Here is a 12,357-nt window from a genome sequence, read left to right on the forward strand (position 1 = left end):
TTTATGCGTTTATTATTTTAAATTCATATGGTAATATTATTAAAGATGATAAATAGGGTTGAGGTGAAAGATAGTGCGATACTTTTGGACTTTTTTCTGGGCGTTTGTTTTAGTGCAAATGCTTTCATATGTAGTTAGTTCAATGACAGAAGGCGGCGTTTTCGACTTCACGTCAGGAGCAATTATTTCAATTGGTGTTTTCCTTTTAATCGTTATTGCTACGGCTGTAATCCCAAATGAACCTGTTGAGAAACATTAATTAGGAAAAAAGGTCATCCTCAATTTTGGATGACCTTTTTGCTTCCTTACTCTATGGAGATCATTATTTCTCCATTTTCAGTTGTTACATTGACTACTGAATGTTCTAGGACTTCACCTGCTATGATAGCCCGTGCAAGTTTTGTTTCTATATTCCTTTGAATAAATCTCTTTAACGGTCTTGCTCCATAAATAGGATTGAAGCCATTTACTGCGATAAACTCCTTAGCGCTGTCAGAAATCGTTATTTCAATCTCCTGTTCCTTTAACCTGCTTTGAAGTTCCTTCATCATTTTAACCACAATATCTTTTATTTCCATTAACGATAAAGGTTTAAATAGTATGGTTTCGTCAATTCTATTTAGAAATTCAGGCCTAAAATGACTCTTTAATTGGCTTAGGACTTTATCTCTTGTAACCTCAGATATTTCAACTTCATTCTCATTGCGTTCTAAAAGAAAGTGGGATCCGATATTGGACGTCATGATAATAACTGTATTTTTAAAATCCACTATTCTTCCTTGTGAATCCGTAATTCTTCCATCATCGAGTGCCTGCAGGAGAATGTTAAATACCTCTGGATGGGCTTTTTCAATTTCATCCATCAGGATAACAGAATAAGGTCTTCTTCTGACGGATTCAGTAAGTTGTCCACCCTCTTCGTAGCCTACGTATCCAGGGGGTGCACCAATTAACCTTGAGACCGCGTGCTTTTCCATGTACTCGGACATATCTATCCGAATTATTTGCTCTTCACTATCAAATAACGCTTCAGCAAGTGCTTTCGCCAATTCTGTCTTTCCAACCCCTGTTGGTCCTAAGAAAAGAAATGATCCTATTGGTCTGTCTGGATCCTTAATTCCTGCTCGTGCCCTTAAAACTGCATCAGAAACCAATTGAACTGCTTCATTTTGTCCAATTACACGTTCATGTAACAGTGATTCTAATCTTAGAAGCTTTTCTCTTTCCCCTTCAACTAACTTGGATAGAGGAATCCCCGTCCATCTTGATACAATATTTGATATTTCTTCGCCAGTCACTTCCTCGCGAAGTAATCTTTCATTGGCTGAGGCTGCTGATTCAAGCTCGTTCAGATCTTTTTCAGCTAAAGGGATTAGACCGTGACGCAGCTCTGCTGCACGATTTAGGTCATATTTGTCTTCTGCTGTCTGCAGTTCTCTACGCAGCTTTTCAAGTTGTTCCCTTTTTTCCTGTAATTTTTGTATACCTTGTTTTTCGTGCATCCATTGGGCTTTCATGGTGTTTGCTTGGTCTTTTAATTCTGCAAGCTCCTTTAAAAGTGATTCAAGCCTTTTCTTACTAGCCTCATCCTGTTCTTTTTTCAGGGCAGCTTCTTCAATTTCCAACTGCATAACTCTTCGTGTAACCTCATCAAGTTCCGTAGGCATAGAATCAATCTCTGTCCTGATTAATGCACATGCCTCATCTACTAAATCTATTGCTTTATCCGGCAAAAAGCGGTCGGTTATATATCTGTCTGACAAGGCAGCTGCTGCAACGAGAGCATGGTCATGGATTTTTACGCCATGATGTACCTCGAATCTTTCTTTCAAACCACGTAAAATGGAAATCGTGTCCTCCACATTAGGTTCTTGAACAAGCACTTGCTGAAATCTCCGCTCGAGTGCAGGGTCCTTTTCAATATATTTTCGATGCTCATCAAGAGTTGTTGCTCCAATACAATGAAGCTCCCCACGAGCCAGCATCGGTTTTAACATATTGCCGGCATCCATTGCTCCATCCGTTTTTCCTGCTCCTACGATAGTATGGAGCTCATCAATGAATAACAGAATTTGTCCTTCGCTCTTTTTAACCTCATTCAAAACTGCTTTTAACCTTTCTTCAAATTCACCTCTAAACTTAGCCCCTGCGATTAAAGCACTCATGTCTAAGGAAAAAATGGTCTTATCCTTTAAACCCTCGGGAACGTCCTTCCTGACAATTCGCTGGGCCAGCCCCTCTACAATAGCGGTTTTCCCTACTCCTGGTTCTCCGATTAATACAGGGTTATTTTTCGTCTTTCGTGATAATATTCTAATTACATGACGAATTTCCGCGTCCCTTCCAATGACTGGGTCGAGTTTACCTGCCTTCACTTCGGCTACAAGGTCTCTTCCATATTTCTTTAGCGCCTCGTAAACAGCCTCCGGATTTTGTGATGTCACCCTTTGGTTCCCCCTAATTTCCTTTATTGCGGATAGAATATTTTCTGCAGTTTTTCCATTCGATAGTACTATTTTGCCCATTACGGAGTCTTTATCGTAGCACGCAGCTAATAAAATATGTTCAATCGAAATATAATCATCTGAAAACTTAGACGCAAATTCCTCTGCAGAAACAAAAAGTTTTTGCAGCTTTGAAGTAATATATAACTTTCCTTGCTCCACGCCGCTGCCCAAAACCTGCGGCTTCTTATGAAGAGCAGTCTGCAATGCCTTAACAACACTCTCATTTTGGATGCTTGCTTTTTCTAGAAAAGCCTTCAATAAACTATCCTCTTGATGGAGAAGTGTTAAGAATAAATGGGGTTCATCTACCTCTTGATGATTACTTTTGATTGCTAAGGACTGGGCATCTAAAATACCATTTTGCAGCCGCTCTGTCATACGGTTTAAATCCATCACTTCCACCCCTTTGACCATATTTGACCTATTTGTTTTTATTATATACGAGTATGTATCAAAATATAAAATAAAAGCCATCCTCAAGGGATGACTTTTTGGAATGTATTAAGGTTTACGCTGGTATGTCCAGATTCGTTCATCATTTGATGTTTCAGGAAAACGATCTCCTGCTTTTAACCTTATCTGCTTTGGATTATTGACGTTTGAACCTGTATCACCGACTTCTATATATATCCCATTATTGGGTGCTCTTTGGCCTGATTTAAACTGACGATTCTGTCCCATTTTTGTCCCTCCTTTTTTCGTTCTTCTTTATTATTTCCATATACGCTAAGGTCATTAAAGGAATAATTATGTAATGAAGCATTTTCCCAATTAATTTTTAAATATGACGATTGTATGAATTTATGCCACAATTATTGATATATAAGCGTTGTTAACAATATAATTATAGTATTATCTAGTAAATGAAACTTTGACTGTCATTTATTTAGGAAAGCAAATTAGCGATTGATTTCGCCCCTTTAAAGGTGGTTATTTGTATGCAGTCAATAAAAGAAATACCTGTAAAGTTAACACAACTGTTTGAAACGGTTCACCATATGAAGAAAATCGAAAAAGGCACTTTCCTATTTCAGGAAGGTTCTGCTGCAAATGAATTATATATTGTCCAAAGCGGAATCATTCAAATCAGCAAGATTATTCCAGATGGCCGGGAACTTACTTTAAGAATGTGTTCAAAAGGAGACTTTATTGGGGAACTTGATTTATTTTCTCCTGCTCCAAAATATTTATTAAGTGCCCGTGTTGCTGAAAGCGGCGAAGTAGCTGTTATTATGAAGGATATTCTTGAGGAGAAGCTGACAAAAAACAGTGAACTCTCCCTTGAATTTATGAAATGGATGAGCCAGCAATACCGGAAAACGCAAACAAGATTTAGAGACCTTGTTTTGCATGGTAAGAAAGGCGCATTATATTCAACATTAATTAGAATAACTAACAGTTATGGAACACAGACAAATCAAGGAATCTTGATTGATCTTCCATTAACGAATCAAGAATTGGCTAATTTTTGCGGAACATCACGGGAAGTAGTTAATCGATTACTAAGTGATTTGAGAAAAACAGGTATTATATCAATTGATAAAGGGTCCATCACTATTCATGATTTGGATTATCTAAAGAATGAAATTGATTGCGAGGACTGTTCTACAGAAATTTGTAAAATAGACTAAAGAAAAAAATCGGTCCCTTGACCGATTTTTTTCTTAGAGCAAGATAATTTGGACAATCATAAACGTAAAGAATATAGTCGAATTTATGATTTCAAAGATGCCAATGTTCATTGGCGATAATGGTTTTCCGTAAAATATGATGGCGCGAATTAAGCTTGGGAGGTACGCAATTGCCACGATCCAGTAACCAAAGGATAACCAGATAATGGGCAATAACGAATGATATCCCCATGAGATCCATTTATAATGAGAATTCTTTTTTTCTCTGATCATTGTTTTTACATAAAATGTACAGCCTGCAAAAAATAATACTGATGTTATAAAGATGACAATAGATTCAAATGTTACCTGACCATTACCTAAGTAGCTGCTGGCTAATCCAGCTATAGAAAAGGCAAAAATCGCACTAAAGTCATTCACCAATGCACGTTCTTGGTTTTGAGAAGTATAATAAGCATTGATAATAAAGAAAGGAATCATCAATAATCCGAATATGATAATAGAAGGCATTTTAATAAGCGGGAATAGTAAGAGTAATAATGCTGGCACCATATAAATGATTGTCCATTTTGTGTAAAATTGAATTTTTTTCTTCTTAAATATGAGCAGCATTGGATACGTGGCTAAGTATAGGAATAACCAGCCAATAAAAAATGAGATATGCTGCCACAAAAACCCACCATGTATTACTCCTAACCAAAAAGGGATAATGGTCATTGCCCAAGCACCATGTTGTTTTGGTAAAAATAACTTCATGCTCTCCACTCCTTTACTACTTTCCTTCACTATATACCAGCTAAAAGTATAAAAAAGTGAAACACATCACAAATAGTGCAAATAAAAATAGAAGGCAGACTGCCTTCTACTTTTTATTCTATAAATTGAACAAACATATAATCCCCAATTATTATCTTAACGTAGATAGGTACTTTCTTCAGTGATAAAAGTAACATATTTGACAATTTTATTAATTTTCTTCGTCAAATTATTGAACAAGTTTTATTAATTCTTCTGAAACCTCCGCTACTGCACTATCCTCTTGTATATGAAATACAGGAACACCCAATTGTTCCCTGACTACTTCTATTAAAGAATGAGTCCAGACAATGACTGCCTTAATATTATTTACATATGTAATCAGTTCCAGGTCATTCTCGTTTCTAAGAATTAGTAATTTGGGGTATGATTGTTTCTTATGTCCTTCAATTAAGATAATATCTGGGTGAAAATAAGCCATAAATCTAATTTGTTCATCAAGAGTTAAAAAGGATTCATCTGCTTGCAGGATTAGTCTCCCATCGCCTTCAACCAAAGCAGCAAGTGCTCCAGCTTCAAGATGCCTGGATGAGTCCTTTTGAGGAATAACATCAGGCCTTCCACCATGTCCATGATGCTTGATGGTAACACTTTTTATACCTTGATTTTTTAATGCTTGAATTAGTTTTACTATAAAAGTGGTTTTACCGCTATTTTGGTACCCCACAATTTGATAGATGAATGGCTTTACCAAGGCCACTCACTGCCAATATGGTCTTCAAGCAGCAGAATGTCTACTTCATCTCCAGCATGAAAGCTTCTCGTTCCCCCAGGAAGAATCATTAAGGAATTAGCTCCTGAAAGACTCATTATAATATTAGATTTATCTAATCCACTCGGGGTTACAATTAACCTGCCATTTTTTACGGAGTAAGCACTTCGGACAAATCGTGTGAATGGGTTGGCTTTAGGAAAATCGACCTCGAGCAATGCCTGTTCTTTACGTAAATGAGGTTTAGCGGAAAACAGCATTTTACGGATAATCGGCCGAGCAAATAACTCAAATCCTACATAGCAGGCAGATGGATTACCTGATAATCCCAATAGAAGCTTCCCTTTAAATTGTGCTGCTGTTGTTACACTTCCAGGTCTCATCGCCACTTTATTAAATAAAACTTCAGCACCAAGCTTTTCATAGATCGCAGGGAGATAGTCAAAATCGCCAACAGAAACGCCGCCAGTGGTTATGAGTATATCGACTTTATCCAGAGCGTTTTTTACTGCTGTATAACAAGTATCAAATACGTCTGGAAGTTTACCATAATAATGGACAATTGCCCCAGTTCTTTGAATTTGCGCAGCGATCATATGTGAATTACTATTTCGGATTTTACCAGGTACCAATTCCTCATCCACTTCCAACAATTCCGTTCCAGTCGCAAACAACCCTATAACCGGTTTTTTTGCAACAGGAACTGAGTGGTAGCCGAATGTAGCCAGCATTGCTTGAATTCCAGGGTTTATTAATGTACCCTTTTTTACTAGGACTTCACCTTCTTTGGCATCTTCACCTCGATAGGATACATTATCCCCCTTATTAAAGCTTCGTTTTATTGACATATATGGTGTTCCATTTTTATCATAGGCTTTAGCAACTTCAAACATGACAACTGCGTCTGTACCTTCAGGCATCATTGCTCCAGTCATAATTCGAACGGCCTCGTATTCTTCAATGACCTTAGAAGACGTCATTCCCGCTCCAAGGTGGTCAACCACTTTAAACTCTACTTGATTATTAATAGAGGCTCCCTTGGTATCTATAGACCGGACAGCAAAACCATCATATGGTGCTCGATCAAAATGAGGAACATCACTCGTGGCAAGTAAATCTTCTGATAAATAGCGGCCATAGCTCTCATCAATTGAAACATACTCTGTTTTTCCATCTAATTGATATTCCATTATTTTATTAACTGCATCCCCAATGGGGATTGGCTTTCTTCTCTCTAACAATTCACTCAACTCCTGCAGGAAACAAATCAATTTTATGATAATTCTCTTATACCTATTTCATTATAAGCCTATCGAAAAGTCACTAATATAGCAAACATCACATTATTTAACAAAAAAATATTAAATACATTCGAATGTGTGATTCAGGTCACCCATTTTTTTTAAGGAATACCTTATCCTTAGGTTAGATATATGAAGAACAAACAAATATTAGGAGGAAATTATGATTACTTTCCCTTTTTCTACAAATACATTAGTTAAAGATATTGTAAATGAACTGCCAAAAACGAGCGATGTTTTTAAGAAATTCAGAATTGATTTTTGTTGTGGTGGTAATATTCCACTATCACAGGCTATAGAAGCAAACGGATTAGATGAAAAAGCATTGATGAATGAATTAAAAGCAGTCTTTGAAAAGTATAGCTCTACGGAGACTGATTTAGATGTTTGGACTAAATCAGATTCTACAACCATTATAGATCATGTTATCAACCACTATCACCGAACATCAGAAGAAGAATTATCCCTGCTTAGCCCTTATGTAACTAAGGTTTCACGTGTTCATGGCGACACTCATCCAGAGCTATTAAAGGTTTATGAATTATTTTATGAATTTAAAAGAGAATTAATGGAGCATATGGCTAAAGAAGAAGCAGTTGTATTTCCGTTAATCAAACAACTTGCCGATGGTACGGTGGAAAATAGAGAAGAAGCAATTAATATGATTGTTGAGCTTGAGAAAGAACATGACCATGCAGGTGAAATCCTAAGACAGATTCGCGCCGTTACATCGGACTATGCGCTCCCAGTTGATGCTTGCGGGACGTACACATTAGTATACAAGCGATTAGAAGAACTAGAAGGACTAACATTTATGCATGTACATCTCGAAAATAACATTTTATTCCCTAGATACTTCTAAGTAATTTATAGAGGCTGCCGAACCAGCCTCTTTTCTATGTAAAAAACCTCTCTTTGGGAAAGAGAGGTTAGCCGCCAATATAGGACATTTCAATTTTCTTACGGTTCTTTGCTGTCTCCTCTGTTCTTTCATCTGAATACCGGTCATTCCGTCCATTCCAAATAGAAGTGATCCGGTTTCGCAGTTCTTCATCTGTTGCACCGTTTCTCATAAAGTTCCGAATATCATGACCATTCCCATTGAACAAACAAGTAAAAATTTGTCCATTAGCAGAAAGCCTGGACCGGGTACAACTGCTGCAAAATGATTCCGATACCGAAGAGATAAATCCTACATTAACATCAGAGTTTTGATAATTATATAACTTTGCGACTTCGCCAAAATAGGCTGGGTCAAGAGACTCTAATTGATAGTGCTCTTTTAATAGTTCATATATTTGCTTTTTTGTGATAACATCATCCATTTTCCAGCCATTAGATGAGCCTACATCCATATACTCAATAAAGCGGAGCTCCAGCCCATTCTTTAAACAAAAGTCAGCCATTGGAATGATTTCAGTATCGTTGAGGCCTTTTTTTACGACCATATTTATTTTAATTTTGAGACCAGCCTTCTTAGCTGCTTCAATCCCATCTAAAACAGGCTGAGTGCCAACACCACGACCGTTAATTTTACCAAACAACTCGTCATTTAAGGTATCCAGGCTGATATTGACCCGTTTAAGACCAGCATTCTTTAATTTTTCAGCTAGTTTAGGAAGGAGTACCCCATTTGTTGTCAGTGCTATATCTTTTAAACCCTCAATTTTTGAAAGCTTTTCTACCAAAATCGGAAGATCTTTGCGAAGAAGCGGCTCGCCGCCAGTTAAGCGTATTTTTTCCACACCTACACTAATAAAAGCCTTTGCAACACGCTCAATTTCCTCATAAGTAAGCAACGCACTTTTGGGCAGAAATTCAAAATCATCACCAAATTGATCGGCAGGCATGCAATATTGACAGCGAAAATTACAACGATCGATTACTGAGATTCTTAAATCACGTAACGGGCGATCTAATTTATCTTTAATAATGGTCTTTTCCATTAATATCAACTCCATTATTTTAAAAGCGAATAATATATTGCAAGTGTACCAACTATTAATAAAAAATACAGTTACTTTATTCACTATCATAACATTTCTTTTCTTATTTATTAACGCAATCATTGAAGATTTATTAAAAGTTGACCATAAAATTTGAGAGTTTTCACTATATTGTCATTGTTTACTCCGTTAAAACTTAAAAACCTGCGATAAAATAAGACTAACGAAAATAAAAGTTTAAGGTCAAACAATACCCTCGAGGTGAGAATATATGATAACTAATATTAAACCAACTCATTCCATAGAAATTAAAGAATTACTTAGATTTGCCGATCGGAAAATTAGAAGTGAAAGAGGATCCTATTTATTTCAGGAAGGTATGCTGGCAGAAGAACTTTATATCATTATCTCTGGAAAAGTTCAAATCAGTAAAATTACTTCAGATGGACGTGAACTATCTTTAAGAATTTGCGGCGAAAATGATATCTGCGGCGAATTAACGCTTTTTACTGACAATCCAAGGTATTTATTAAGCGCCAGAATTCTAGAGGAAGGTGAAATAGTAGCTATTAAAAAGGATGTAATCGAGAGTGAAATATTCCAAAATAGTAAGCTTGCCTTTGAGTTTATGAAATGGATGAGTGACCATTTCCGTAAAACCCAGACGAAATTTCGTGACCTTGTCTTGAATGGAAAACGAGGAGCACTTTTCTCTACGTTAATTCGAATGTCTAATAGCTATGGTATTCATAAAGAAAACGAAATATTAATTGATCTACCATTAACAAACCAGGAGCTTGCAAACTTTTGTGGAACTTCAAGAGAAAGCACAAACCGTATCCTAAGTGAATTGAAAAAAGATAAAAAAATAAGTATTAAAAAAGGAAAAATATCAATTTTAGATCTTCAATATTTAAAAGATGAAATCGGCTGTGAAAATTGTCCGGCTGTCTACTGCAGCATTGAATAATAGGATGGAAGCAATCACGAATGATTGCTTCCATTTTTTATTATGATTGAACTTGTTTTTCCCTCATCGCTTTTGGAATATATACACAGAATGGTTCGCTCTCCAGGTAATCTCCAGTCATTGCATAAGCTCTTGATCTTGAACCGCCGCAGACATGGCGGAATTCACAAACACCACATTTTCCTTTATAAAGATCAGGATTTCTAAGTGATTTAAAAATTGGTGATTCTCGATAAATCTCCGCTAATGGTGTTTCACGGACATTTCCTGCTTTTACTGGTAATAAACCGCTTGGATATACATCTCCAATATGCGAGATGAAGACAAATCCATTTCCATCATTAACACCTTTAGGTGCTCGTCCAAGCCCGTCAATTGATCCAGTTAACCCCTGTTCTGTTAACGCGCTTAAATAATTTATTTCTTCTGCCTGATCTTTTGCCTCACGCATCTTTTGCTGAATAACAACGCGGCGATAATGCTGGGCTGCAGTTGTTTTTATATCAAAAGAAACACGTTTACTTAGGTCATACAGCCATCTGAATACCTTCTCGTGTTCTACAGGTGAAATCATATCTGATTCTTGACCCCTTCCTGTTGGGACAAGGAAAAAGACACTCCAAAGGACACACCCTAAATCCTCGACCATTTTTGCCATTTCATCCAGGTACTCAATGTTATATCTTGATATTACCGTATTTATTTGAATTGGAATTTCGAGTTCATGTAAGTATTTAATTCTTTCCATTGTGAGGTCGAAGGATCCCGCTGTTCCGCGGAAATGATCATGAACTTCAGCAGTTGGTCCATCAATACTAAATGCCCAACGGGAAAGACCAACTTCCTTCGCCTTTTCAATCGCTTCTTTTGTAACATTTGGTGTCGCACTCGGGGTCATGGAAACTCTAACGCCTTTTTCTACTGCATATTTTGCAATATCAAAAACATCTTGTCTCATTAATGGGTCTCCGCCCGTAAAGACAAGCATTGGATTATTCATTTCGTATATCTGATCGATTAGGTTTTTACCTTCTTCAAAAGATAGTTCACGCGGGTCTCTTCTTAATTGAGCTTCTGCACGACAGTGTAAACAAGCCAGCTGACAAGCACGTGTGAGTTCCCATATAACGATAAATGGATCTTTATTAAAATCTCGGCCAAAAGCCATATGAAACGCCTCCTAAACGGCCATTTCAAAAACCAAACAGCCTTATTACCTGTATTATATAGGGGATTCCACTATCGATAAGTGAACTACCTCACATTACGCCTAAAAGATATGTCCACTTTGTGAAGAGACAATAAAAAAACAGCAGAAACTATCTGCTGTTTTACTTAAATTCTTAGCGAATTCCTAATGCGATTTTAGCATACCGGGACATCATTTCCTTGTTCCATGGCGGGTTAAACACGATATTAACCTCAACTTCTTTTATTTCTGGTATATCTGCTAATGCTCTTTTTACTTGGTCTACTATTGTACCTGCAAGCGGGCAGCCCATTGAAGTTAACGTCATCGTAATCGTAACGTTCCCTTCATCATCCATCTCAGCATCGTATACCAAGCCTAGGTTTACAATATCTACACCTAATTCAGGGTCTATTACCAATTCTAGTGCACCCATGATATTTTCTTTTAATTCTTCATTCATTTTATAAACACTCCTTTTATTTTAATAAATGTTTCTCGAACCATTCAACGGTGGCTTTTAAACCTTCTCTGCTAACCTTGTGATCGGCTTGTGCATCACCTATGAAGTGAAGATTAGCTGGTGTCTGCTGATAATTTTCTTTTATTGTTTGATAAAATTTGTATGTTAAGTGATACGGGACAATTGGATCCTTTTTTCCATGCCAAAATAATAAAGGGCGATTTTCAAGTTTTTCTGGTTGAAGACTTAAATCATATTGTCGCAGATATGATAATTGCTCTTCAATTTGTTCATTCGTGAAAGAAAGATTAACACCAAGGCTTTGCATTTGTTCTAATTGCCAATGTAAATATTCCTCATAAGCTGGCATTCCCATTAAGCTGACTGCTGCTTTAACCCATTTATATTTAGTTAAAGCACCCAAGGTAACAATACCACCCATTGAAGTTCCAGCAAGTCCAATTTGCTCCTGATCTGCTAAGCCCTCATTAACATAGTATTCCTTATAATCGTTTAATTCATGGATTGTCTTAATGACAATTTCCCAAAAATGACTGTATAGATTTTTCTCAGGTAACCCCTTCCCTCTTTCACCATGGTAGATCGCCTCTGGTAAGATAACCCGAAATCCCTTTTCCGCTAATAAATAGGCGTAATGGAGATTATGTTCCTTTGCACTCGTAAATCCATGATTAAAAATAATAAACGGAAGTTTTTTTTGTTGGTCACTCTTATTTACTATATGTAGATAAGGATTATTTTTCAGCAAACTTTTTTCTACAACAATCACTTAGGTAGAACCTCCTGGGTAAATTAAGTATA

13 protein-coding genes are annotated in these 12,357 nt (G+C 36.8%); 4 read left to right on the forward strand and 9 right to left on the reverse strand.

From position 1 onward, the window contains the following. The first annotated feature begins 73 nt into the window (after window positions 1-73). Complete coding sequence (locus tag H0184_RS02935) at window positions 74-259, forward strand: YjzD family protein (RefSeq protein WP_221820692.1); 186 nt, start codon at window positions 74-76, stop codon at window positions 257-259. A gap of 46 nt (window positions 260-305) precedes the next feature. On the opposite strand, the gene clpB is transcribed toward H0184_RS02935, so the two are convergent. After that, the gene (clpB, locus tag H0184_RS02940) at window positions 306-2,900 is read right to left on the reverse strand and encodes an ATP-dependent chaperone ClpB (protein WP_221820693.1); all 2,595 of its coding nucleotides are present in this window, start codon (window positions 2,898-2,900) and stop codon (window positions 306-308) included. 108 nt (window positions 2,901-3,008) lie between these two features. Then, window positions 3,009-3,188 (reverse strand): YjzC family protein, encoded by a 180-nt coding sequence (locus H0184_RS02945; protein ID WP_221820695.1) that lies wholly within the window; start codon window positions 3,186-3,188, stop codon window positions 3,009-3,011. A 257-nt stretch (window positions 3,189-3,445) separates the two neighbouring features. Between H0184_RS02945 and H0184_RS02950 the strand changes: the two genes are divergently transcribed. Continuing rightward, window positions 3,446-4,138 carry a Crp/Fnr family transcriptional regulator gene (locus H0184_RS02950; protein ID WP_221820696.1) on the forward strand — a complete coding sequence of 231 codons (693 nt, stop codon included), beginning with the start codon at window positions 3,446-3,448 and terminating at the stop codon, window positions 4,136-4,138. A gap of 33 nt (window positions 4,139-4,171) precedes the next feature. Here the strand turns inward: H0184_RS02950 and H0184_RS02955 are convergent, their stop codons facing one another. From H0184_RS02955 to H0184_RS02965, 3 genes are all read right to left on the reverse strand, one after another. Continuing rightward, on the reverse strand, window positions 4,172-4,894 hold the full coding sequence (locus H0184_RS02955; protein ID WP_221820698.1) for a YwiC-like family protein: 723 nt from the start codon (window positions 4,892-4,894) through the stop codon (window positions 4,172-4,174). 229 nt (window positions 4,895-5,123) lie between these two features. Next, on the reverse strand, window positions 5,124-5,654 hold the full coding sequence (gene mobB, locus H0184_RS02960; RefSeq protein WP_221820700.1) for a molybdopterin-guanine dinucleotide biosynthesis protein B: 531 nt from the start codon (window positions 5,652-5,654) through the stop codon (window positions 5,124-5,126). Further along, complete coding sequence (locus H0184_RS02965) at window positions 5,642-6,907, reverse strand: molybdopterin molybdotransferase MoeA (protein WP_221820702.1); 1,266 nt, start codon at window positions 6,905-6,907, stop codon at window positions 5,642-5,644. The genes mobB and H0184_RS02965 overlap by 13 nt, the downstream gene beginning before the upstream one ends. A gap of 223 nt (window positions 6,908-7,130) precedes the next feature. Here H0184_RS02965 and ric point away from each other — a divergent pair, with 223 nt between their 5' ends. Further along, window positions 7,131-7,829 (forward strand): iron-sulfur cluster repair di-iron protein, encoded by a 699-nt coding sequence (gene ric / locus H0184_RS02970; RefSeq protein ID WP_260631385.1) that lies wholly within the window; start codon window positions 7,131-7,133, stop codon window positions 7,827-7,829. 67 nt (window positions 7,830-7,896) lie between these two features. Here ric and moaA read toward each other — a convergent pair whose 3' ends face one another. Continuing rightward, window positions 7,897-8,913, reverse strand: coding sequence for a GTP 3',8-cyclase MoaA (gene moaA, locus H0184_RS02975; protein ID WP_221820704.1), 1,017 nt, complete (start codon window positions 8,911-8,913; stop codon window positions 7,897-7,899). Window positions 8,914-9,184: 271 nt separating this feature from the next. Between moaA and H0184_RS02980 the strand changes: the two genes are divergently transcribed. Further along, window positions 9,185-9,883, forward strand: a complete 699-nt coding sequence (locus tag H0184_RS02980) for a Crp/Fnr family transcriptional regulator (protein WP_221820706.1) — start codon at window positions 9,185-9,187, stop codon at window positions 9,881-9,883. Window positions 9,884-9,923: 40 nt separating this feature from the next. On the opposite strand, the gene H0184_RS02985 is transcribed toward H0184_RS02980, so the two are convergent. From H0184_RS02985 to H0184_RS02995, 3 genes are all read right to left on the reverse strand, one after another. Then, window positions 9,924-11,051 carry a TIGR04053 family radical SAM/SPASM domain-containing protein gene (locus tag H0184_RS02985; protein WP_221820709.1) on the reverse strand — a complete coding sequence of 376 codons (1,128 nt, stop codon included), beginning with the start codon at window positions 11,049-11,051 and terminating at the stop codon, window positions 9,924-9,926. 175 nt (window positions 11,052-11,226) lie between these two features. Next, window positions 11,227-11,535, reverse strand: a complete 309-nt coding sequence (locus H0184_RS02990; protein WP_045519778.1) for a metal-sulfur cluster assembly factor — start codon at window positions 11,533-11,535, stop codon at window positions 11,227-11,229. 16 nt (window positions 11,536-11,551) lie between these two features. After that, window positions 11,552-12,325, reverse strand: coding sequence for a prolyl oligopeptidase family serine peptidase (locus H0184_RS02995; protein ID WP_221820710.1), 774 nt, complete (start codon window positions 12,323-12,325; stop codon window positions 11,552-11,554). Window positions 12,326-12,357 lie beyond the last annotated feature (32 nt).

Origin of the sequence: Neobacillus niacini, from assembly GCF_019749295.1 — a bacterium.
In the GTDB taxonomy this organism is placed as follows: domain Bacteria; phylum Bacillota; class Bacilli; order Bacillales; family Cytobacillaceae; genus Neobacillus; species Neobacillus niacini_D.

What these genes read in the sequence shown, in the direction of transcription:
- ric (WP_260631385.1), top strand. Translation starts at nt 7,131, where the DNA reads ATGATTACTTTCCCTTTTTCTACAAATACATTAGTTAAAGATATTGTA.
- clpB (WP_221820693.1), bottom strand. Translation starts at nt 2,900, where the DNA reads ATGGATTTAAACCGTATGACAGAGCGGCTGCAAAATGGTATTTTAGAT.
- H0184_RS02990 (WP_045519778.1), bottom strand. Translation starts at nt 11,535, where the DNA reads ATGAATGAAGAATTAAAAGAAAATATCATGGGTGCACTAGAATTGGTA.
- moaA (WP_221820704.1), bottom strand. Translation starts at nt 8,913, where the DNA reads ATGGAAAAGACCATTATTAAAGATAAATTAGATCGCCCGTTACGTGAT.
- H0184_RS02980 (WP_221820706.1), top strand. Translation starts at nt 9,185, where the DNA reads ATGATAACTAATATTAAACCAACTCATTCCATAGAAATTAAAGAATTA.
- H0184_RS02955 (WP_221820698.1), bottom strand. Translation starts at nt 4,894, where the DNA reads ATGAAGTTATTTTTACCAAAACAACATGGTGCTTGGGCAATGACCATT.
- H0184_RS02945 (WP_221820695.1), bottom strand. Translation starts at nt 3,188, where the DNA reads ATGGGACAGAATCGTCAGTTTAAATCAGGCCAAAGAGCACCCAATAAT.
- H0184_RS02950 (WP_221820696.1), top strand. Translation starts at nt 3,446, where the DNA reads ATGCAGTCAATAAAAGAAATACCTGTAAAGTTAACACAACTGTTTGAA.
- H0184_RS02985 (WP_221820709.1), bottom strand. Translation starts at nt 11,051, where the DNA reads ATGGCTTTTGGCCGAGATTTTAATAAAGATCCATTTATCGTTATATGG.